22 protein-coding genes are annotated in these 19987 nt (G+C 62.9%); 16 read left to right on the forward strand and 6 right to left on the reverse strand.

All coding sequences use genetic code 11. The features are described from left to right. Positions 1-87: 87 nt before the first annotated feature. Positions 88-1569: an APC family permease gene (locus I6E56_RS07730; RefSeq protein WP_197137135.1), complete on the reverse strand. Its 1482-nt coding sequence runs from the start codon at positions 1567-1569 to the stop codon at positions 88-90. 220 nt (positions 1570-1789) lie between these two features. Between I6E56_RS07730 and I6E56_RS07735 the strand changes: the two genes are divergently transcribed. From I6E56_RS07735 to I6E56_RS07745, 3 genes are all read left to right on the forward strand, one after another. Next, a complete protein-coding gene (locus tag I6E56_RS07735) occupies positions 1790-3322 on the forward strand; it encodes an APC family permease (protein WP_197137136.1) in 1533 nt (510 codons plus the stop codon). Further along, the gene (locus tag I6E56_RS07740; RefSeq protein ID WP_307842803.1) at positions 3315-4082 is read left to right on the forward strand and encodes a helix-turn-helix domain-containing protein; all 768 of its coding nucleotides are present in this window, start codon (positions 3315-3317) and stop codon (positions 4080-4082) included. Before I6E56_RS07735 ends, I6E56_RS07740 begins: the two co-directional genes overlap by 8 nt. 87 nt (positions 4083-4169) lie before the next feature. Beyond that, positions 4170-4364 (forward strand): hypothetical protein, encoded by a 195-nt coding sequence (locus tag I6E56_RS07745; RefSeq protein WP_197137139.1) that lies wholly within the window; start codon positions 4170-4172, stop codon positions 4362-4364. Here I6E56_RS07745 and I6E56_RS07750 read toward each other — a convergent pair. Genes I6E56_RS07750 through I6E56_RS07760 form a run of 3 tightly spaced genes read right to left on the reverse strand, consistent with a single transcriptional unit; the run spans position 4361 to position 5788 of the window. Beyond that, complete coding sequence (locus I6E56_RS07750; protein WP_197137140.1) at positions 4361-4873, reverse strand: tetratricopeptide repeat protein; 513 nt, start codon at positions 4871-4873, stop codon at positions 4361-4363. The two genes, I6E56_RS07745 and I6E56_RS07750, sit on opposite strands and share 4 nt — an antisense overlap. Before the next feature lie 55 nt (positions 4874-4928). Further along, the gene (locus I6E56_RS07755; RefSeq protein WP_197137142.1) at positions 4929-5441 is read right to left on the reverse strand and encodes an SRPBCC family protein; all 513 of its coding nucleotides are present in this window, start codon (positions 5439-5441) and stop codon (positions 4929-4931) included. A 2-nt stretch (positions 5442-5443) separates the two neighbouring features. After that, the gene (locus I6E56_RS07760; RefSeq protein WP_197137144.1) at positions 5444-5788 is read right to left on the reverse strand and encodes a helix-turn-helix transcriptional regulator; all 345 of its coding nucleotides are present in this window, start codon (positions 5786-5788) and stop codon (positions 5444-5446) included. A 247-nt stretch (positions 5789-6035) separates the two neighbouring features. On the opposite strand from I6E56_RS07760, the gene I6E56_RS07765 reads away from it, so the two are divergent. Both I6E56_RS07765 and I6E56_RS07770 read left to right on the forward strand, forming a co-directional pair. Further along, positions 6036-6317 (forward strand): helix-turn-helix domain-containing protein, encoded by a 282-nt coding sequence (locus I6E56_RS07765; protein WP_197109314.1) that lies wholly within the window; start codon positions 6036-6038, stop codon positions 6315-6317. After that, positions 6307-7581, forward strand: a complete 1275-nt coding sequence (locus I6E56_RS07770; protein ID WP_197109313.1) for a type II toxin-antitoxin system HipA family toxin — start codon at positions 6307-6309, stop codon at positions 7579-7581. The genes I6E56_RS07765 and I6E56_RS07770 overlap by 11 nt, the downstream gene beginning before the upstream one ends. A gap of 18 nt (positions 7582-7599) precedes the next feature. On the opposite strand, the gene I6E56_RS07775 is transcribed toward I6E56_RS07770, so the two are convergent. Next, positions 7600-8433 (reverse strand): phosphotransferase family protein, encoded by an 834-nt coding sequence (locus I6E56_RS07775; protein WP_197110119.1) that lies wholly within the window; start codon positions 8431-8433, stop codon positions 7600-7602. Between the two features lie 179 nt (positions 8434-8612). Between I6E56_RS07775 and I6E56_RS07780 the strand changes: the two genes are divergently transcribed. The 5 genes from I6E56_RS07780 (at position 8613) to I6E56_RS07800 (ending at position 14014) form a co-directional block, all read left to right on the forward strand. Further along, positions 8613-9113 carry a GNAT family N-acetyltransferase gene (locus I6E56_RS07780; RefSeq protein ID WP_197109312.1) on the forward strand — a complete coding sequence of 167 codons (501 nt, stop codon included), beginning with the start codon at positions 8613-8615 and terminating at the stop codon, positions 9111-9113. A gap of 109 nt (positions 9114-9222) precedes the next feature. After that, the gene (locus tag I6E56_RS07785) at positions 9223-9618 is read left to right on the forward strand and encodes a hypothetical protein (protein WP_231599625.1); all 396 of its coding nucleotides are present in this window, start codon (positions 9223-9225) and stop codon (positions 9616-9618) included. Between the two features lie 199 nt (positions 9619-9817). After that, entirely contained in the window at positions 9818-10768 is a 951-nt protein-coding gene (locus I6E56_RS07790) for a PhzF family phenazine biosynthesis protein (protein ID WP_307783767.1), read from the forward strand. Positions 10769-10923: 155 nt separating this feature from the next. Further along, complete coding sequence (gene purL, locus I6E56_RS07795) at positions 10924-13176, forward strand: phosphoribosylformylglycinamidine synthase subunit PurL (RefSeq protein ID WP_197138216.1); 2253 nt, start codon at positions 10924-10926, stop codon at positions 13174-13176. Between the two features lies 1 nt (position 13177). After that, complete coding sequence (locus I6E56_RS07800) at positions 13178-14014, forward strand: peroxiredoxin (protein ID WP_197137146.1); 837 nt, start codon at positions 13178-13180, stop codon at positions 14012-14014. Between the two features lie 32 nt (positions 14015-14046). Here the strand turns inward: I6E56_RS07800 and I6E56_RS07805 are convergent, their stop codons facing one another. Further along, entirely contained in the window at positions 14047-14781 is a 735-nt protein-coding gene (locus tag I6E56_RS07805; RefSeq protein ID WP_197137148.1) for an amino acid deaminase, read from the reverse strand. Between the two features lie 101 nt (positions 14782-14882). On the opposite strand from I6E56_RS07805, the gene I6E56_RS07810 reads away from it, so the two are divergent. From I6E56_RS07810 to I6E56_RS07835, 6 genes are read left to right on the forward strand one after another with little or no spacing between them, the layout of a single operon-like run. Beyond that, positions 14883-15602 carry an HAD family hydrolase gene (locus I6E56_RS07810; protein ID WP_197137150.1) on the forward strand — a complete coding sequence of 240 codons (720 nt, stop codon included), beginning with the start codon at positions 14883-14885 and terminating at the stop codon, positions 15600-15602. 56 nt (positions 15603-15658) lie between these two features. After that, positions 15659-16645, forward strand: a complete 987-nt coding sequence (gene phnD, locus I6E56_RS07815; protein WP_374061589.1) for a phosphate/phosphite/phosphonate ABC transporter substrate-binding protein — start codon at positions 15659-15661, stop codon at positions 16643-16645. Then, the gene (gene phnC, locus I6E56_RS07820; protein WP_197137152.1) at positions 16646-17470 is read left to right on the forward strand and encodes a phosphonate ABC transporter ATP-binding protein; all 825 of its coding nucleotides are present in this window, start codon (positions 16646-16648) and stop codon (positions 17468-17470) included. It abuts the gene before it with no gap. Further along, on the forward strand, positions 17467-18324 hold the full coding sequence (gene phnE, locus I6E56_RS07825) for a phosphonate ABC transporter, permease protein PhnE (protein WP_197137154.1): 858 nt from the start codon (positions 17467-17469) through the stop codon (positions 18322-18324). Before phnC ends, phnE (I6E56_RS07825) begins: the two co-directional genes overlap by 4 nt. After that, on the forward strand, positions 18321-19118 hold the full coding sequence (gene phnE, locus I6E56_RS07830; protein ID WP_197137155.1) for a phosphonate ABC transporter, permease protein PhnE: 798 nt from the start codon (positions 18321-18323) through the stop codon (positions 19116-19118). The genes phnE (I6E56_RS07825) and phnE (I6E56_RS07830) overlap by 4 nt, the downstream gene beginning before the upstream one ends. Beyond that, positions 19115-19975: a MurR/RpiR family transcriptional regulator gene (locus I6E56_RS07835; protein ID WP_197137156.1), complete on the forward strand. Its 861-nt coding sequence runs from the start codon at positions 19115-19117 to the stop codon at positions 19973-19975. Before phnE (I6E56_RS07830) ends, I6E56_RS07835 begins: the two co-directional genes overlap by 4 nt. The last annotated feature ends 12 nt before the right edge of the window (positions 19976-19987 follow it).

Here is a 19987-nt window from a genome sequence, read left to right on the forward strand (position 1 = left end):
GGGGGATGGGGATGATGTGTGCGTGCCGGGCTGGAGCGCCGGACCAGTGCACAGGGTTGTCCAGTGCGGCGCTCCAGCCCGAACGGATCAGGCGTCGATTGAGTCGATAATCGATTCGTAGGTTGCGGGCTTGGTGCGCTTGAGGATGACTGCCTGAACCAGACCGACGGCGGGAGCGATCACGATCAGCAGCAGGAGCAGCACACTCATTGCGCCGAAGACGGGGGCTCCCTCGGCATTGACGTCTCCGACCATGATCGGGAAGTACGCGATGATGATCGCGGCGCTGGCGATGAGACCTACCAGGCCCAGCACAGGTGCCAGCTTGGTGTTCCACACTCGTGTGTCGCTCTTCGTGCTGGCGAAGTACACAATGACCGCGACACTCGTGAGAGCCATCAGAATCGCGATGGCTAGCGTTGCGACACCAGCGAACCACGTGAATACCTGGACCACGGGGTCGAGCCCAAGCACCGCAAAAAGAGTGATCAGGGTGCCGGCTGTTACGGTCTGCACGAGAGAAGACAGGTGCGGCGACAGGTGCTTGGAGTGCACTGAGGCGAGACGTTCCGGAAGCACACCCGTGTTCGACATCGAGTGCTGGTAACGCGTGATGACGTTATGGAACGAGAGCACACACGCGAACATTGCCGTGATCAGCAGGATGTTGACGATGATCTCGCCCGCGACACCGAGGTACTGCGCCACGGTGACCAGAATCATGGCGCCAGGATCTTGGGCCGCGACATCCACCACATTTTCTGGGCCCCACGCCATCACGATCGCCCAGCTGGCGACCGTGTAAAACACACCAACGCCGATGACGGCGCTGTAGGTGGCGATGGGGATGGTGCGGTCAGGGTCTTTTGCTTCGTCACGGAACACCGCGGTCGCTTCGAAGCCGATGAAGGCGGCAATGGCGAACATGAGGCCGACGCCCGGCGAACCGCTGACGATGTTGGTCGGGTAGAAGGGCTCGAGAGTGAGCCCCTCCGCACCGCCCGAAGCGACAACCGCAATCACGAGCGCGATGACGATGCCGACCTCAGAAACGAGGAAGACCGCAAGCACCTTGGACGAGAGATCGATGTGGCGATAGCCGAGCACACCGACAACGGCAACGACGAGGAGCGAGAAAACCCACCACGGAATCTCCGGGCCGCCCAACGACATCGCCGTCACGCTGAGGATGTAACCGACGTAGCCGTGCACCGACACCTGAATGGCGGTGTACGTGAGCATCGCAAGCCACGCACTCGCCAGCCCAGCCGGGCGGCCAAGGCCGTAGCCGACATACGTGAAGAATGCCCCCGGCTTCGGAACGTGACGGGCCATGGCAGAGAGGCCGACAGCGAAGAGCAGCAATACGACGCCAGAGATGACATACATGCTCGGAAAGCCGACACCGTTGCCGATGAGGATGCCCAGCGGCACCGCCCCTCCGACCACAGTGAGCGGTGATGCAGCGGCAACAACCATGAAGACAATCGCGGCGACTCCGAGCTTTCCGGAGAGTTTTGGCTTAGCCAAGGTGTCTGTAGCTGTTGGGGGTGTTCCAGTGGCGGTCATTGCTGTCGTCCAATCAAACGGGAGAGGGGAATGGTCGTAAAGACACTCTGCCGAGGCCGGGTTGCGCCGCTGTCACCGCGCGGTAAAAACATCCGTCGCGTGAATGAGACGAGTTTCTAGTGCTGTCTCATTTGGGCTTACCTGCCGGAAACATTTCGGTCTCGCCGCTGTAATCGACCACCGCTAGAGTCGTCGAATCTCGGCACTCTAGGAGCACGCGATGTCAGCACTTGAACGCGCGATCGCGCAGCGCCACCCGGTTCATGGTTTTAGCCGCGAGTCACCGCTTCACGGCCTCGATCGCCGCAGCATCGGTTTCGTCGAGGTGCTTGCTCAATCGGTATCGGCCATTGCCCCGGCGGCAGCCGCCACCACTATGCCGCTGCTGGTCGCGAGCATCGCGGGATCAGCCACCGTCTTCTCGATCGCTACCGCCGGTCTTCTCGCTCTCCTTATCGCCTTCACCGTCAACCAATTCACGCGCCGCATGGCCGCCACTGGATCGCTCTACACCTTTGTGGCCAAAGGCTTCGGCACTGACCGCGCGGGTACAACCGCGACTCTGGCAACAAGTGTTGGCATGCTCATTGGCTACAGCTTCATCGCAATGTTCGCTTTGGCCGGAGGCACCTACTACGTGTCGATCGTTCTCGCGAGAGTCATTCCGGACCTCATCGGCTCACCGCTCGCGACGGGCGGGATCATGGTGGTGCTGGCCAGCATTGTGCTGCTGGTTCTCGCCCGCGGCATCCGGCTCTCCTCGAGAGTGACGCTCATGGTGGAGACGCTCTCGGTCGCGGTGCTGCTCATCCTTATCGTTGCTCTATTGATTCAGATTGGGCCTCACACGGACTGGTCAGCGGTCACTCGTCAGTCCTTCGCAGGTTCGACTGGGTCGTTTTCTGGAATCGCGGTCGGCGCGGTGTTGGCGCTCACTGCCTATGTTGGTTTCGAAAGTTCAGCCGCTCTGGGCGTCGAGGTGCGACGCCCGTTTAGAAACATCCCGCGCGCACTGGTCTGGACCGTGCTGGGCTCTCTCCTCTTTTACGTACTCGCCGCGACCGCTCAAGTGATGGGCTTCGAGGTGCTCGGAGCCGACTTCAGCCAGAGTACGTCGCCGGTCAACGAATTAGCAGAAGGATTCGGGCTCGGCTCCTTTGCCCTTGTTCTCGATATCGGAATCGCGGCATCGTTTCTCGCTTGCACAATCGCGTCAACCACCGCGCTCGCTCGAGTGCTCTTCTCGCTGAGTCGCGACGGAATTTTGCCGCGCCGGCTCGGCTCCACTCATCCACAACTGCACACACCGCTCTTTGCAATCGGAGTTTCGTTGCTCGCCGTGACCGTCGTGCCGCTGGCATTCGTGCTCGCTGGTGCTGGCATCTGGAACACCATGCAACTTCTACTGGTCGTCGCTGCGGCGGGCTACATTACGGCCTACATCATGGTGTGTTTCGCCGCCCCCGCATTCTTGAACCGCATCGGCGAGCTCAGCATCCGACCGCTGCTCACCGCACTAGTTGCCGGCCTCTCGCTGACCATCGCTTTCGTCACCTACCTCGCCGTTGAAGTAGCCGGAGAACGTGCACTCGCCGTCGCACTCTATGTGGCAGTCATGAGCCTGGGCACCGCCGTTCTGCTGCTGCGAGTTCGCAAGAATCCAGGCCTCGCCCTCACAATCGGCAACTACGACGAACCCACCGTCATCGATGTACTCGGCGGCACCACACAGGCAAAGCAGGCGAGTGACTGAATCGACCCCGCCCGCAGTGCCCGAGGCGACGCGCAAGCGTGGAGCCGTCGATGGCCTGCGCGCACGCCAACCCGCTGCGGTGCACAGCGCGCTGGGGGTTCTTGAGGCGGTAGCCCAACACGGCGCGGGAGTCAGCGCTCGCGAAATCTCCGAAGCTCTCGACCTGCCCCGCGCCACCACCTACCGCCTGCTCAACCTTCTCGTGCAAGACGAATACTTGGTGCGCACCCCCGACCTCCGTGGTTTCGCGCTCGGCAGCAAACTGGAACAGTTTGGCCGCGCAGTGATGCCCACAGCTCCCCCGCGCGCCGCCCGCGAGATCATCAACGAGCTTCGCGGCAGCATCCGGGCCGGTGTTCATCTTGTGCGCTACGACGCCACGCACATCGTGCTCAGCGACATCGATCCAGACTTTCCACTCAGCCACCCCGAACGCATCAGCAGAGAGCTCGACTGCTCAGCAATGGGCCGCCTCTTGCTCACCGAACTCGGCCACGACGGCCACCCCTCGTGGGCTGTCGTGCGCCCCGCGTCAAGCATCCACGCCATTACTGAACACGTCACCCGCAGCGGCTACGCGATGCAGAACGGGGAACTGCAACCAGGGCACGGATGCATCGCCGTAGCCATCCGCGACGATCACGATGTGCTCGTGGCTGGCCTCGCCGTCTCGATGCCCGGAGTGCGGGTCGAGAACCCTGCCAAGATCGTCGACTCCCTCAGGGAAGCCGCGCAGGGGTTGGCGCCGCTGTTGTCATGAAATGCGTGTGCAGCCTAATAAGCGGTTAAGTTCTAGCGCTAATTGCAATTCGTTTGGTCGCGGATGCCATTTCGATCGGAGCACTCTATGGAATCCACTTTTAGCGAACAGTACGCAGAGATCGTTCTCCGTGCGAAGAAATCGGCCCGGGCTTATCTGTGTGACGGAGAGTTCGACCACGACGGTATCGACCTCGTGCTCAATTCGATTCTGCGCTCAGAAGTTGCCGAACACTGTGGGCCACTGGGATACGCCCGCAGGGCGATCGAGTGGGGCGGCTAAGCCGAAAGCTCCGGCCGCTTCTTTTCCAAGGAACGGATGTACGCCGCATTCCCACTGATCGCCGCCTTGTACCGGTCTATGTCGGGAGAAGGAACGAACTCCACCACTAGATCGAGGAGCGCTGCGACGGCCGCATCATGCCGCCCGGCGGCGTGCAACGTAATCGCCTCAAAAGCACCCAGCGCAGCGGACTCCGGAAATGCGCCGCGTGCTGTCGCAAACACCGCCCGGGATTTGTCGTATTCGCCCAGGTTTCTGAGCGTCGAGCCGTACTGAACGTAGCAACGGCGGAGCAGATCGCCCTCCAGCCCGGCGGCGAGAGCGCCCTCATAAAAACCCCGGGCTGTTTCTTCCTGGCCAGCCGTGTCATACGCCCCTCCCAGCTCATAGAGCACTCGAGCGTTCTGGGAATGCGAGGCGTAGAGGGGAAGCAACGAATCTATTGTTGGCTGCATGTTTTCCCGGTCCCTGGCGGCGAAGATCCGGTCAAGCTCATCGTCTAGATTCATGCCGCACAGTCTGCCACGGGCGCTCTCGGCAGGAGACCTGGTCGATGGTTTTGGGTTAGTTAAGGCCAGCCGCCATTTCCCGATAGACAGTAGAGAGCTCTGTCGCGCGAGCGCCCCAGTCCGATGTTTCGCGACCTTCAAGATAGGCGGCGAGATCCTCGATGTGGGTTTGCCAGCCTGCACCGTGGTGATGATAAACATCGAGCGGCAGGCCAGACTCCTCGACGATTAGCCTCGTGCCGGCCGGTTCCTCAACCAGCGTGACGTCAATCACGCCGGGTGCGTCGTCATCCGACCAGGTCGTTATTCGCAAGTGTCTGGGTGACTCGCAAATGTCAACGCGGCCGGATCCTTCCCAGCCACTGGTAAACGTGGCGCTGAACTCTCCACCAATGGTGAGATCGCCATCCACGGTCACGATCCAACGCGCGAGTCGGCTCGGCACCGTAATCGCGGACCACAGGTCGTCGATGTTCGTCGCATAGACGTCCTCAACGAGAACGACGCCTGCGCCGTTCTCCTCCCGCACACTGCCCAGAATTTTGGTAACTCCGGATCCTTCAGGCATCGCTATTCCCTTTTCTCTCGTTTACCGCGTGCGACTTCGCTTTTTTTGCCGCGTGCGACCTCAGTGTGGAGCGCGTCGAGGCGGTGTTCCCACAGCGCGCGATATTCCTCCAGCCACTCGTCAAGCTCTTGGAGCGGCTCGGGGCGCAGCGAGTAGATGCGATGCTGCGCCTCGCTGTGAACATCCACTAACCCAACTTCACGCAAGACCCTGAGATGGCGAGAAACACCGGGGCGCGCGATCGGAAGAAGCGCTGCGAGTTCGGTGACATTCGTCGGACCCAATCGAAGTCGGGCGAGTAGAGTGCGTCGGCTTTCGTCTGAGATTGCCTGCAGCATCGTGTCCATACGTTGAATGTACCACCTTGGGTACGTACACGCGAGGTTACATTCTCGTTTTGTCTACCGCATCCGATGTACTGGTTATCAGCGTCGCATCGTAGCCGCGGGTCAACCCGCCGCGAAGGGTAGAGCACACGCAATGCACGTTTATTGATGCATCTGATAGTGCTAGGATAAACGTGCATCGCACAATGCACTGTTATCCGTGCATCGTAGTTTCGGGTCTGGCAGGGACAAAGGGAAGGAGCATCCGATGCCCACCATTGGGATCACCAACTTCAAGGACCTCGGCGCCGTCGTGAAGGTTGCACGGCAAGCACAGGGCATCCGCCAAGAGGACGTCGCAGAAACGCTGGGATTCTCGCGCAACTACCTGCGCGAAATCGAATCCGGCAAACCGAACCTCTTCGCGTCGAGGCTGTTCCGCACCCTCAATAAGCTCGGCATCCGCGTCACCGTCACGTACGAACTGACGCGTCAGAGCTCCGAAGCCGACGAGGCCCAGAGCGAGGCCGGAGCACGCGATGGCGAGTGAACTCGCAGTATTTCTTCATGAACAGCGCATCGGAACGCTAACTCGGGCCGCACGGGGTTCTGCCGAGCAAGTCCGACTCACATGGGCTGCGGACTATCAGCCCGGTGCAGTGCGCTTAACCGAAAGCTTTACCACCGTCCCCGGCGCTCGAACCGACGTGAACCTGGTGTCACGGTTCCTTGGAGGTTACGGGCCCGAGGGCAACCAGCGCGAAGCGATGGCTTCGGAGCGCGGGATACAACCGAACGATCTTTTCGGCATCCTTCGCGAATTCGGTGGATCGCTCGCCGGCGCCCTGACCTTTCTCCCGGTCGGAGACAATCCCGCGAGCTCGGCATCCTATGAACCGCTGAGCGACGCTGAACTGAACCGGATGCTGAAGAGGGCAGTTGAGGATCACGACCTTGGGCAGCGAGATGACAGCCGCTCGATGATCCCGGGCTTTCAGCCCAAACTTCTGTTGGCGAACTTCGGAGCCGGCTGGCGGCAGCCGCACGGCAGTGCCCACTCCACCCACATCATCAAGCCCCAAGTGTCATCGCGCCCTCATCTGATCGCGGACGAATACTTCAGCCACCAGCTCACCCGCGCCATGGGGCTCTCCCATTTCGAAAGCGAACTCCACACCGTCGGCCGCACCTCCTATCTGGCGATCGAACGCTTTGACCGCGCCGTCCACGGCGAAACTGTCAGGCTCGTTCACCAAGAAGACTGCGCGCAGGCCCTCGGCCTCGACTGGATAAACGCGAGCTCAAAGTTTCAAGACAAGAACTGGCCCGCGAACCCGCAACGCCCCAGCGCAGCGAGGATCGCTGAAGCTGCGGCTAGCTTAAATGGAGAAAACCCGCTCTCGGAGTGGTTGCGCCAGCTCACTTACCGGGTGCTCGTTGGCGACAACGATGGCCACGCAAAGAACACCGGAATCCTTCACCTCCCCGGCGAAGATACCCTCACCCAGCTCTACGACGCGGTGCCCAACCTCTACCAGGCAGGCCGTATCGACTGGACCATGGCCTTAGCGATCGATGGGCAATTCGACCACCGCCGCATCAGTGCCGAACGGCTCATCAATGAAGCCACAGGTTGGGGAGTCATGACGCCGAGATCAATCGAAAAAACGGTCACAGAGACCTTCGCGGCATTCAGCTCAGCGCTCAACAGCACTCGGCCACCCGCCGGCATTTCGCCCGGTCTCCTCGACGGCCTGGAATGGAATCTCAGCCGCCTGATCGCTGGGGATGAGATCAGCGAACCGCGGCGCTAAGGGATCGACTAACTGGCATCAGCTGACGCAGAGGCGTGCAGTCCAATCATCCATCCGCGCGCGGAGGGCGCTCTCAGTGAGGTCGCTGTATCCGACACCGAGATAGTTGGGGGCCCAGGTTTCAACGCGCGAGGCCGACCGGGCGGCAGCCACCAGATCCCATGCCTGGATGTCGGGAAGGGAGTGCCCCGATTCGCGCTCGTATTCCGCGAGAAAATGATCTGCCGCATCGATGGATCCGAGGAGCACGAGGTCGAGGCGGCACCATGACACATCCAAGCCGCGTGGAGCGCTGCGAGCGCCCGACCAATCGACGACACCGGTGAGCACGTCACCCTCCCACAGGGCATTTCCGCACCAAAAATCGTAGTGAGTGAGAACGCGGTCAGCCCGATCAAGTTGCTGCCACGCCCCGCGCCCACGAGTCTCTATCGCGCTGACACCCTTCGGGGTTTCCCACGACAGGGTTCGGAGGCCGACACTGTCGAGTTCGTGGATCTGGGCCAATACCGCCGCCATCTGCTCTGCGACCCTGCGCAGTGGCACGTCGGGTGAGGGCGGGCCGCCGGGGACCACCGACGTGACGATGAACGGGGATTCGCCGAACTGACCGGTAGCGACGAGCCGCGGCACACGCTCCCCCAGAGCAGCGACTCGGTCGAGGATTGGTGGCTCGTGCACGACCGCATCGTCCAGTGTCGGGAACACTCTGACGACATACTCGGCGGTCGAGTCCGCGACCACAAGCGTCGTCGCGTGCTGGCCGCCAGCCAGCGGTCGAACGAGCGTGATCGCGCGACCCAGCTTCTCCGACACTGCGGCGATAACGCCATCCACCTCCACAACCGTCACGTAACTCATACTCGCATGTGCTGAACCGCATTAGGACGAGGCGGTCAGCTGTAGTCGGCCGCGACCGACTGGGTTGTCGCGTCGAGCGTGATCATGCCGCCGTGGGGAATGATCCACTGGGGTCGGGTGTGGCCGAAGGGGGCACCGACGCACACGAGCCCGAGTGAGATGCTAGTCGCGTGACTGCATCCGCGAATCGTGAGCACGCTTCGATTGAGGTGCGCCCCTATACCGAGCTGGATGCCGCCAGCACGCTGGCCGTCTTCATCGCCGCGGTGACCCAAACGGCATCCGCTGACTACACCGTCGAGCAGACGGAAGCCTGGGCGGATATCGATGCGCGGGACCTGCACTCTTGGGGCCGCGCGATGGCGGCGCGAAACAGTTTTGTCGCGACCATCGATGAAGAGGTCGCAGGGTTCTCCGATGTGAGCGCCACCGGGTACATCGACATGATGTTTGTCGCGCCGCGATTTCTGCGACGTGGGGTTGCGCGGCGGCTCCTCGCTCACGCGGAAGCCGTGGCTTCCGATTCGGGAGCACGCGTGCTGACCGCCGACGTGAGCATCACCGCCAGACCGTTCTTCGAACGTTTCGGATTCGTCGTCACTGCTGAACAGCATCCAGTGAAGCGCGGCGTTGAGCTGACGAACTTCGCGATGCTCAAACCCCTGCCCTAATCAGCGCTCACAGGTAGTGGAGTGAGCGCAGGTTCGGCGGGAACAGGCCGGAGAAATCCCCTCTTTGCAGCCCGCGATCCCCGAGCTGTGCGGCAGATAATATTGCAGGATGACCGGACCTGAGGGCGCTCTAGGAGCGGTGCTCGAAACGATGTCCTGGGTCGGCCTCGTTCCCGGCATCCCGCTACTCCTTTTCGGCTGGATTCTCGCTCTGCGGGCATGCAAGTGGATCGCGACCACTGCCGAAGTATTCGAAGCCGGAGGCTTTCAGGGCTTTCGCTGGTCCGATGGTGATGGCAGGCAGTACTCCGTCCTTCACGAGCCATCCGAGGTTCCGAACATGGATGTCGGCGCCCCAGTCACGCTCCACTACGACCAGTGCCATCCCTCTCGGTGGAGTCTCGCACGGCCCCGCCGCACGAACGCCGCCATCGTCATCGGCTCGATACTCACCGGAATTGGCCTTCTGAGCGTCGTTGCGGGCTTCATTCTGATGGCGTTGTGAGCATGCGCTCAGGCTACTCGCCACCCCCGACACTTTTCTCACGACTAAGGGGCACCTCAGAGAGCAACGCTCATCCCTCGCTCGCCTTCGACGGCGACGCTGGGATCGCCGAAGCAGGCGGCGGTGAGGTGGTCTCCTTCCCCACGAACTCGTGCCCGAGTTCATCCCAACTCCGCCCCAACTGTGGCAGGGTGGTTTCGTGTCACCACGGCAACCATCAGACCATGATTATGACTCGGCCCCAGCGACAAACGTGCTTCGTCTGGCGGCCTTCGCCTCTGAGCCCGGAGGGGGAAACCCTGCCGGCGTCGTCCTCGATGCCTCCGCTCTCAGCGACGCTGCGATGCAGCGAATCGCTGCGGATGTCGGGTACGCCGAGACAGCGTTCCTCATCGAGCCCGGCAGCGACACCGACAGAACCGTTCGAGTGCGCTACTTCTCTCCCGTGGCCGAGGTGCCATTTTGCGGCCACGCGACCGTTGCGACAGCTGTTGCTCTGGCAGAGCGCCGGGGAACCGGTTCCTTCACATTCGAGACTCCGGTTGGGCTCGTCATCGTTCACACAGCGCGATCGGATGCGGATTCGGATGCGGCCATCACTCCAGCAGGAGGCGCGGCTAGCGCTTCGGTGACAGCCTCGTTCACGAGCGTTGAACCTCACGTTCGTGAACTCGACCCCGTGGTTGCCGACACTCTGCTCTCGCTCTTGGGACTCCAGCGTTCCGACCTCGATGACCACTGGCCTCTGGGGGAGGCCTTTGCCGGCAACTGGCATCCCATTGTCACGATCCGCTCCCAAGAAGTCTTTGATGCCTTTAGCTTCGACCCGGCCAGCATCCGTGCTCTGATGGACGAGCGCGGATGGGCGGGAACGGTCACCGTGGTTTGCCGCCAGCACTCCGATGAGTCGTCAACCCTGCGGGTGGAAGCGCGCAACCTTTTCCCGGTGGGCGACATCACCGAAGACCCCGCCACGGGGTCAGCGGCCGCGTCGCTCGGCGCATACCTTCGAGCGTTGGGGGCGATCGAGCCTCCCGCCCGGTTCGGGGTGCACCAAGGGCGCCATGTTGGCCGCCCCAGCCTGCTCATGGTCGACGTGCCGCCCACCGGTGGCGTCACCGTAACAGGCACCGCAACCCCCATCTCCTGACCCAGTCGAGCAAGCGCGACACCTTCGCGCACCTAGGTAGACTGGAGGCGGCCGGCGTGAGCACCCCGGCATCCATAATCTTCTGGGAGAAGCCCCTCGTGACTGACGTCTCAACCAATTCCCGCCAGCATGTTGCCGACACGGTATCGAACGCGATGGCTACGCCCGAGAAAGAACAGCCCTACGGCGCCCTCGGCCTCAAATCAGACGAGTACGCGAAGATTCGCGAAATTCTGGGCCGCCGCCCCACCAGCGGTGAGCTCGCCATGTACTCCGTGATGTGGAGCGAGCACTGCTCCTACAAGTCCTCGAAGAACTACCTTCGCCAGTTTGGCAAGAAGGTCAGCGAGAACATGACCAAGAACCTCATGGTCGGCATGGGCGAAAACGCTGGCGTCATCGACGTGGGTGAGGGCTGGGCTGTGACCTTCAAGATCGAAAGCCACAACCACCCCAGCTACATCGAACCCTTCCAGGGCGCTGCGACCGGTGTCGGCGGGATCGTCCGCGACATCATCTCCATGGGTGCTCGCCCCGTTGCTGTCATGGATGCGCTCCGCTTCGGCGCCATCGACAACCCAGACACCGCTCGCGTCGCTAAGGGTGTCGTTTCGGGAATCAGCTTCTACGGCAACTGCCTCGGCCTTCCCAACATCGGTGGCGAAACCTACTTCGACTCCGTCTACCAGGCCAACCCGCTCGTCAACGCGCTCGCCGTTGGAGTGCTGCGCCACGAAGACCTGCACCTGGCTAACGCTCGCGGCGTGGGCAACAAGGTTGTGCTGTTCGGTGCCCGCACCGGTGGCGATGGCATCGGCGGAGCATCCATCCTCGCTTCGGATTCCTTCTCAGAGGGCGGCCCGACCAAGCGCCCCGCCGTTCAGGTCGGCGACCCCTTTGCCGAGAAGGTACTCATCGAGTGCTGCCTCGAACTCTTCCAGGGTGACCTTGTTGAGGGCATCCAAGACCTCGGCGCTGCCGGCATCAGCTGCGCAACGAGCGAACTCGCCTCCAACGGTGACGGTGGCATGTTCATCGAACTCGAGAAGGTACTGCTGCGCGACCCCACCCTCACGGCAGAAGAAATTCTGATGTCCGAAAGCCAAGAACGCATGATGGCGATCGTGAAGCCCGAGAAGCTCGAAGGCTTCCTCAAGGTTGTTGAGAAGTGGGATGTCGAAACCAGCGTGCTCGGTGAAGTTACCGACACCGGCCGCCTCATCATCAACTGGCACGACGAAGAAATCGTGAACGTCGAGCCCCGCACCGTCGCCATCGATGGCCCCGTCTACGACCGTCCCGTCGCCTACCCGAAGTGGATCGACAAGCTTCAGGCCGACACCGCATCCGGCCTCGCCCGCCCCAAGGACGGCATCGAACTGCGCGACCAAATGCTGCAGCTGCTTGCGAGCCCGAACTTGGCCGACAAGAGCTGGATCACCGACCAGTACGACCGCTACGTGCTCGGCAACACCGCCTTGAGCTTCCCGGATGACGCCGGCATGGTGCGCATCGACGAAGAGAGTGGCCTCGGATTCTCTGTCGCGACCGACGCCAATGGTCGCTTCTGCCAACTCGACCCCTACGCCGGAGCCCAGATCGCTCTCGCCGAAGCCTTCCGCAACGTTGCCGCCACCGGCGCCAACCCTGTTGCCGTCAGTGACTGCCTCAACTTTGGTAGCCCCGAGAACCCCGAAGTGATGTGGCAGTTCAGCCGCGCCGTTGAAGGTCTCGCCGACGGTTGCCTCGAGATGGAAATTCCTGTCACCGGCGGAAACGTCTCGTTCTACAACCAGACCGGCGATGTGCCCATCCACCCGACCCCCGTGGTCGCGGTGCTCGGCCTCATCCGTGACGTTGCTGAGCGCATCCCGAGCGGCTGGCAAGACGAAGGCAACAACATCTACCTGCTCGGCACCACCGCGCTCGAGCTCGACGGCTCGGCCTGGGCTGGCACCATTCACGACCACCTCGGTGGTCTGCCGCCCAAGGTTGATCTCGCTGCCGAGCGTCGCCTCGCCGACCTCATCAAGGCCGGCAACGAGCAAAACATCATCGCCAGCGCCCACGACCTCGCCGACGGCGGGCTTGCTCAAACTCTCGCCGAATCTGTCATGCGCTTCGGCGTTGGCGCTCGCGTCTGGTTGGGCGAACTGCTCGAGCGTGACGACATCGACGCTGCCACCGCCCTCTTCAGCGAATCAACCGGCCGCATGGTCGTCTCGATCCCGCGCGAAGACGACGTGAAATTCCGCGGACTCTGCGAAGGCCGCGGCTACCCTGCCGTGCGCATCGGAGTCACGGATGCCGCCTCCCCCGCCCTCGAAATCCAAGACCAGTTCACGCTGACCCTCGAAGAACTGCTCGCGGCACACCGCGGAACTCTCGCGGAGGCTTTCGGCGCCTAACGTGCAGTTCATCAAGAGGGTTTACGGAGAAGTCACCGCCGCGCTCGCCCTCGGGGTGATCACGTTCGTCATCCTGCGCGCCATCACGGAATCACAGCCGTGGTGGCTCGCTGCTGCCCTGCCGTGGGCGGCATACGCGCTCTATTTGGGGTTGCTGATGACGCGCCTCGTCGTGGTGCAGCGCCGGCATCCGTGGGTTCAGCTTGCTGTCTCCGGCGTGGCAATATTTGCTGCCATCCTCGCCGGGCCGCTCGCCGTACTCGTCGCCGTTCTCGGGCTTGCCGTGATTCTCGGCTACAACTATTGGTACTCGGTGCAGCACGTCTCCAGCGGGCCAGTCACGGTCGGGCAACCGCTGCCTTCGTTCCCTCTCACGACCGTGGATGGCGCTGTCGTCGACAGCAGCATGCTCACCCAGCAACCGCACGTGATCATGTTCATTCGCGGCAACTGGTGCCCGTTCTGCATGGTCCAGGTCGCCCAGATCGCCGACCAGTATCGCGAGCTCGACCGCCGCGGAGTCGCCGTCGCGATCATCAGCCCGCAAAAGCCCGAAGACACCGTTGAGCTCTCGCAACGCTTCGACATCCCGGTCACCTATTACATCGATGCGGATGCCTCGGCCGCCGCCGCGCTCGACCTCGTGCAGCCCGGCGGAACCCCCGTCATGTTCAGCGCCGGAGCCCCAGCCAATGGCGACACCGTCGTACCGACCGTCATCATCACCAACGCCACCGGAACAGTGCTCTGGGCCGAACACACCGACAACCACCGGGTGCGGCCAGAACCGACCACGTTCCTCGACGTGCTCGACCAGCACGGCATCCGCGCGGTCTAGCCTGCCGCGCACTGCTTACTGCTTGCCGCGCGCTAGCCCGCCCCCACAGCGTTGAAGCGCAACCGCGAGGTGTCGGCGGCGAGCTCCGCGAGCCAGTCGGAGGATGCCGAAACCGGGAACACCGTCACGGGCCGAAGCACGCGAACCCCCGCGTGCTGCACCACCATTCCATAGGCCAGAGCTGCGACACCGTGCCGCTGCACGACCACCGTTCGTGTCGCGTGGGAGACGCCTGCGGCATCCGGTTGGGTGATCGCGGTATGCACGGCAAGCGCGTCGGCGGGCGGGTTAGTGAGCGTGGGAACAATCACGTGCGCGACCCGGCTCAGCAACGATTCGCTGCCCGTCCACGGAGTGAATGCGTCGGGGGCGAGACCGAACGCGGTGGCCAACTCGCTCGCAACCCAGCGGTCGCGCTTGAGTCCATACGGGGTGGATGCCGTCGAAAGCAGGTAGCCGTAGCAGTGCAGCAGGCCGGCGTTGCCGATCGGCCACTGTGCCTCAAGCCCGGCGAGGTCGTGCAGCACCTCGAACAGTTCGCGGGAGACGACGGCCTCGCCGGTGTTTTCGTCGATCGCCGTCGACAGCGCCCATTCGGCGAATCGCCCCTCGGCACGGTCGGCCCCGATCTGGTCAGCAAGCCACGGTAGTTCCCCGGTAATGATCGTGTGAATGCGCGCTCGAGATACCGCCCGCTCACCGGTCACGGCGGCGATGCGGCGAGCGCTCGCATCGAGTTCGGCGAGGGTGAGGTGCTGTTCGTCCACTCCTTGATCGTAGGCTCGTCGGGGCGTGTCCCGGGAATGATTTACCTCCCGTTCACCTGAAATGGCCCAATCGTCACTGAGCGTCTTATATCTTGGACGCAATGTCCACCGCAGCCACTCACCCCCGCACACACACCATCGTTTTCGACTTCGATGGCACCGTCGCCCTCGGCGATGGCCCGATCATCGCGTACGCCCGCGCCGTCGCCTCGAGCCTCACTCCCGCTGCGGCGGATGAGTTTCTGAGCGACGTCAGCACCGCGCTTTTGCGCGAGCCCGGGCATCCGCTCGCCGAAGCATCTGACGGTTACGAACTCGTTCGCCTCGCCTCAGAGTCGCTGCCCGTCGCCCCCGACGCCCACAACGCGGCGTACCTCGCGAGTCGCGAACTGCTCGCCACCGACGCCGCGCCCGTCACCGCTCCCGCCGGTCTCGCCGAGTTTCTCCGCACTGCCCGCGAGCACGCCACCATCGTGCTCGCCACGAACGCCCCCGACATCCGCATCGCTGAGACGCTCGATAGCCTCGGCCTCGCCGACTACTTCGACCACATCTACACGAGCGTCGGCAAACCAGCTGGCCTCGAAGCAGTGCTCGACGAATGGATGCCCGCCGGCCCGCTTCTCAGCATCGGCGACATCTGGGCCAACGACCTTGAGCCCGCCCACCGCCGCGGAGCCACCACCGCCTTCCTCTCTGACACCCCTCACCCGCACGCCGACTTCACGGCTGCGACCCTCGGCGAACTGTACGAGGCCCTCAACTCCTGGATTCACGGAACCCACCGTGAAACACAGGCCGCACCACCCACCACTGCATAACCCACCACCACCGCACCACCCGCAATTCTCAACTAGCTATTCGAAAGGAAACACCCGTGATTACCCTCAGCAAAAAATCTCGTGCACTGGTTGCCGGCGTTGCTCTCACCGCAACTGCTCTCACACTGTCCGCGTGCAGCACGAGTGCCGACAGTGCCGAAGGCACTGAAGCCAACGACCCCACTTCGCTCGTTCTCGCTCTCGTTCCCTCGCAAGACCAGGGCGAACTCGTCACCACCGCCGAGCCTCTCACCGACTACCTCACCGAGGCTCTCGGCATGGAGGTCACCGGTGTGGTCTCGAAGGACTACCAAGCCGCCGTCGAAGCAATGGGTGCCGACCAGGCGCAGATCGGCTTCTTGCCGTCGCTGCAGCTCTGGCAGGCCAACGACATGTATGGCGCGAGTGTTGTGCTGCAGACCGAACGCAATGGCAACATCAGCTACCCGGCGCAGTTCATGACGAACAATCCAGACAAGTACTGCGACGACGAGCCCGTTGAGCGCGATGGCAAGTTGTTCTGTAACGGCGCCGACGCTCTCGTGGGTCCGGCTGGTCTCGACAGCATCACCAAGATTGACAAGGGAACCACCGTTGCCCTTCTCGGCCCCGGCTCGCCCGCTGGCTACATCTACCCGATCCTTGCTCTGCAAGAGGCTGGCATCAACACTGACACCGACATCGAACAGGTGCCAGTGACGGCCAACGACGCGAGCGTTCTCGCGGTCTACAACGGTGACGCCGAAGTGGGCTTCAGCTTCTGGGATGCCCGCGACATCGTCACGAGTGACGTTCCGGATGTTGGCCAAGAGGTCGTTGTCTTCGCCCTGAGCGAGGAGATCCCCAACGATGGTGTCGCTCTCACGAGCAGCCTCTCCCCTGAGCTTCAGCAGAAGATCACGGATGCGCTTGCGGACTACTCGAACACCGAAGAGGGTTCGGAAGTTCTGCAGTCGATCTACTCGATCACCAAGCTTGCTCCGGCTGACCCGGCCTCGCTTGATGTTGTGGCTCGTGCCGCCGAGAAGCTTGGTCTTCAGTAATTGAGCATTCCCGCACCCAGCGCAGCGGCCGGAGCCACCACTCCGGCCGCTGCGTCGTGGGCAATCAGCATGCGCGATCTCACCGTGCGCTACGGCAACGGTGTGACCGCGCTCAAGAACGTCTCCCTCGATATTGCCGCCGGCGAAATGGTCTCTGTCGTGGGCCTGTCCGGTTCGGGCAAGTCGAGCCTGATCCGCACCATCAACGGGCTGGTTCCCGTCACTTCTGGTTCGCTCACCGTCGGCGACCGCGATCTCGCGACGACTCGCGGCCGCGATTTGCGTGCTCTGCGCGGAGGCATCGGCATGATCTTCCAGAGCTTCAACCTGGCCGGCCGCGCCAGCGTACTCGACAATGTTCTTGTCGGGCGGCTCGCTCACACTCCGACCTGGCGCACCCTTCTGGGTATGCATCGCGCCTCCGACAGGCAGCTCGCGTTTGAAGCGCTCGAGAGCGTCGGCATTCTGGGCAAGTGTTGGGATCGGGCATCCAGCCTCTCGGGCGGTCAGCAGCAGCGGGTTGCCATTGCGCGCGCCCTCACTCAGCAACCGCACCTCATGTTGGCCGATGAGCCGGTCGCCAGCCTTGACCCGCCAACGGCCCACGCTGTGATGAACGACCTGCGGCGCATCAACCGCACCCTCGGCATCACCGTCATCACGAACGTGCACCTCATGGATCTTGCCCGCACTTATACGACGCGGATGATCGGCCTCCGTGCGGGCGAGGTTGTCTACGACGGTCCAGCGGCGAGCGCCACCGACGCCGACTTCGAGGCGATCTATGGGCGCAGCATTGCGCCGGAGGATGTGCTGGGCGAATGACGACCGCAACTCCCCCGCCCGGCCCCACCCCGGCATCCGTTCCCGCAGCACCCGTAGAGCACTCAGCGCTGAACGTGCCGCCGCGCCCGCGAGGCCGCTGGAAGCCCTGGGTTGCCGTGGCTGTCGTGCTCGTCATCACGATCATCACGTTCAGTCCGCAGTGGGGAGTCGCCTTCTCCTTTGATGCGATTGCTCGCAATTGGCAGAACGGTGCAGGCAAGATCGCGCAGTTGCTGGTTCCTGACTGGTCGTTCTTTCCGCGCACTCTCGCGCCGCTGCTCGAAACCCTGCAGATGGCGGTGATCGCGACCGCAGTGGGAGCCTTGATCTCGCTCCCGCTGAGCCTGTGGGCGGCGCGCCTCACTAACCCACACCCGCTGTTGCGTGGGATCGTGCGCACGATCTTGAACGTCATCCGTGCTGTGCCCGAACTGTTGTATGCCGCAATTCTTGTCGCGATGGTCGGCGTCGGCGCCCTGCCCGGCATCATCGCGCTCGTGCTCTTCAACGTGGGCATCATCGTCAAGCTGGTGTCTGAAGCGATCGAAAGCAACGATGCCGGCCCGCTCGAAGCCGCTCGCGCTGCCGGTGGCACAGGAGCACAAGTGAACCGGGCCGCAGCCTTGCCCGATGTGTGGCCGGCCTTCGCCAATCAGAGCCTGTATGTGCTCGAACTCAATGTGCGCGCATCCACGGTTCTCGGCCTGGTCGGCGCCGGCGGTCTTGGTCTGCTGATTGACGCCGTGCGCACCTTCTACCGCTACGACCAACTGTCGCTCATCATCCTGGAAATCCTGGTGGTGGTCGTCGTCATTGACGTGGTGTCGTCATCGATTCGAAAGAGGCTCGTATGACCGCCATCGCTCCTCCGCGGCCACGCCGCACCCTGCGCAACGCCCTCTGGCTAGTAACGACCGCGATTGTGGTTGCCGCCTTCTGGTCGGTCGACATCCAATGGGATCGCCTGCTCGATCTGCCCGCCGAGATCGCCCGCTATACCTGGCTAATGTTTGCCAGCCCCGACTGGTCGAAGCTACCCGAGGCGCTCTTTCAAACCTGGCGCTCGGTCGCGATGGCCTGGGTCGGCACTGTGATCGCGATCATCTTGGCAACGCCGTTGAGCTTTGTGGCCGCCCGCGACTTCGGGCCAGCGCCCGTGCGCGCCGTGCTGCGCGTCGGGTTCTCCCTCATTCGTGCGGTGCCCGAGATCATCATCGCGATTGTGATCCTCTCGGTCACGGGGCTCACTCCCCTCACCGGGGCAATCGCGCTCGGCATCAATGGCATCGGCACCCTCGGCAAGTGGGGCTACGAATCCATCGAGGGCGTGCCGCGTGGTCCCATCGAATCCACGCGCGCCGCCGGCGGTTCTTGGTCGCAAGTGGTGCGCTGGGGAGTGTGGCCATCGGCCAGCCCCGAGTTCATGTCGTTTTGGCTCTACCGCTTCGAGATCAATGTTCGCTCGTCAGCCGTGCTCGGTTTGATTGGTGTCGGGGGCATCGGTGACATGCTTACCTCCTACACTCAGTACCGAGAATGGTCGACTGTCGGGATGCTGTTGATTGTTGTCGTGGTCGTCACGATGACCATCGATGCCATTTCGGGTCGCATCCGCCGCCGCATCACCGAAGGAGCACGCCTGGCATGAATTGGACAGGAAACTCTGACGCATCGCCCACCGCGCGCATTGCGACGGTGCGTAACGCGCTCGTTCCGAGCGAAGACAAGTTCATTCAACTGTTGCTCGATGATCCGGCAGCCGCGGTCGAAAACACGGCTCAAGAAATCGCCGACCGGGCCGGTGTTGCTCGGTCCACTGTCATCCGCGCCTGCCAGCGTCTCGGTTACCGTGGCTACCCGCAATTGCGGGTGGCCCTCACGCGCGAGCTTGCCCAAACCGAGGCTCGCGATGTCACCTACGAGAAGGGTGCGCTTGGCCGCATCCGAGCCGAAGTGGATGCTCTCGCCGCCGCCCTGCCGCACATCACGGCCGCGCTGGATAGTGACGGCCTCGATGCGGCGATCACCCGTATCGCGACCGCTCGACGCCTGCTCGTGATCGCTAATGGACTCTCGTCTGCCCAAGCCAGCGACTTGGCCATGCGGCTGACGGCGGTCGGTCGACCGTCGGAGTATGTGGCGGATGCCATTGGCCAGCAGATCGCCGCCCGCGGCCTTGCCACCAAGGACGCCTGCGTGGTTATCAGTGGTAGTGGCGCCAATGAGGCGACGCTGCGTTCCGCTCGCGCCGTTCGCGCCTCGGGAGCACACCTGATTGCGGTGACGTCGTTTGCGCAGTCGCCGCTCGTGGAACTCGCCGACAACGCGATCGTGATTGCGCCGGCTACGGGGTCGTTCCGTCACGAGCTGGAGCACACCTCGCGGGTCTCGCACACGATTCTGCTGGAGTCGCTCGTGGGGCTCGTCGCCTCAGAGTTGGGCGAGACGGCCGATCAGACGCGGGCGCTCGTGCTTGATGTGCTGAGCGACAACCTCAGCGAGTAGCTGGGGTATTCG

It is taken from the genome of Salinibacterium sp. NK8237 (assembly GCF_015864955.1).
Taxonomy (GTDB): Bacteria; Actinomycetota; Actinomycetes; order Actinomycetales; family Microbacteriaceae; genus Rhodoglobus.

Bases quoted from the DNA above. Each gene is read 5' to 3' on its own strand.
- I6E56_RS07835 (WP_197137156.1), top strand. From the start codon at position 19,115: ATGAATTGGACAGGAAACTCTGACGCATCGCCCACCGCGCGCATTGCG.
- I6E56_RS07785 (WP_231599625.1), top strand. From the start codon at position 9,223: ATGACCGGACCTGAGGGCGCTCTAGGAGCGGTGCTCGAAACGATGTCC.
- I6E56_RS07760 (WP_197137144.1), bottom strand. From the start codon at position 5,788: ATGGACACGATGCTGCAGGCAATCTCAGACGAAAGCCGACGCACTCTA.
- I6E56_RS07765 (WP_197109314.1), top strand. From the start codon at position 6,036: ATGCCCACCATTGGGATCACCAACTTCAAGGACCTCGGCGCCGTCGTG.
- phnE (WP_197137154.1), top strand. From the start codon at position 17,467: ATGACGACCGCAACTCCCCCGCCCGGCCCCACCCCGGCATCCGTTCCC.
- phnE (WP_197137155.1), top strand. From the start codon at position 18,321: ATGACCGCCATCGCTCCTCCGCGGCCACGCCGCACCCTGCGCAACGCC.
- I6E56_RS07770 (WP_197109313.1), top strand. From the start codon at position 6,307: ATGGCGAGTGAACTCGCAGTATTTCTTCATGAACAGCGCATCGGAACG.
- I6E56_RS07755 (WP_197137142.1), bottom strand. From the start codon at position 5,441: ATGCCTGAAGGATCCGGAGTTACCAAAATTCTGGGCAGTGTGCGGGAG.
- I6E56_RS07750 (WP_197137140.1), bottom strand. From the start codon at position 4,873: ATGAATCTAGACGATGAGCTTGACCGGATCTTCGCCGCCAGGGACCGG.
- I6E56_RS07810 (WP_197137150.1), top strand. From the start codon at position 14,883: ATGTCCACCGCAGCCACTCACCCCCGCACACACACCATCGTTTTCGAC.
- I6E56_RS07730 (WP_197137135.1), bottom strand. From the start codon at position 1,569: ATGACCGCCACTGGAACACCCCCAACAGCTACAGACACCTTGGCTAAG.
- I6E56_RS07745 (WP_197137139.1), top strand. From the start codon at position 4,170: ATGGAATCCACTTTTAGCGAACAGTACGCAGAGATCGTTCTCCGTGCG.
- I6E56_RS07735 (WP_197137136.1), top strand. From the start codon at position 1,790: ATGTCAGCACTTGAACGCGCGATCGCGCAGCGCCACCCGGTTCATGGT.
- purL (WP_197138216.1), top strand. From the start codon at position 10,924: ATGGCTACGCCCGAGAAAGAACAGCCCTACGGCGCCCTCGGCCTCAAA.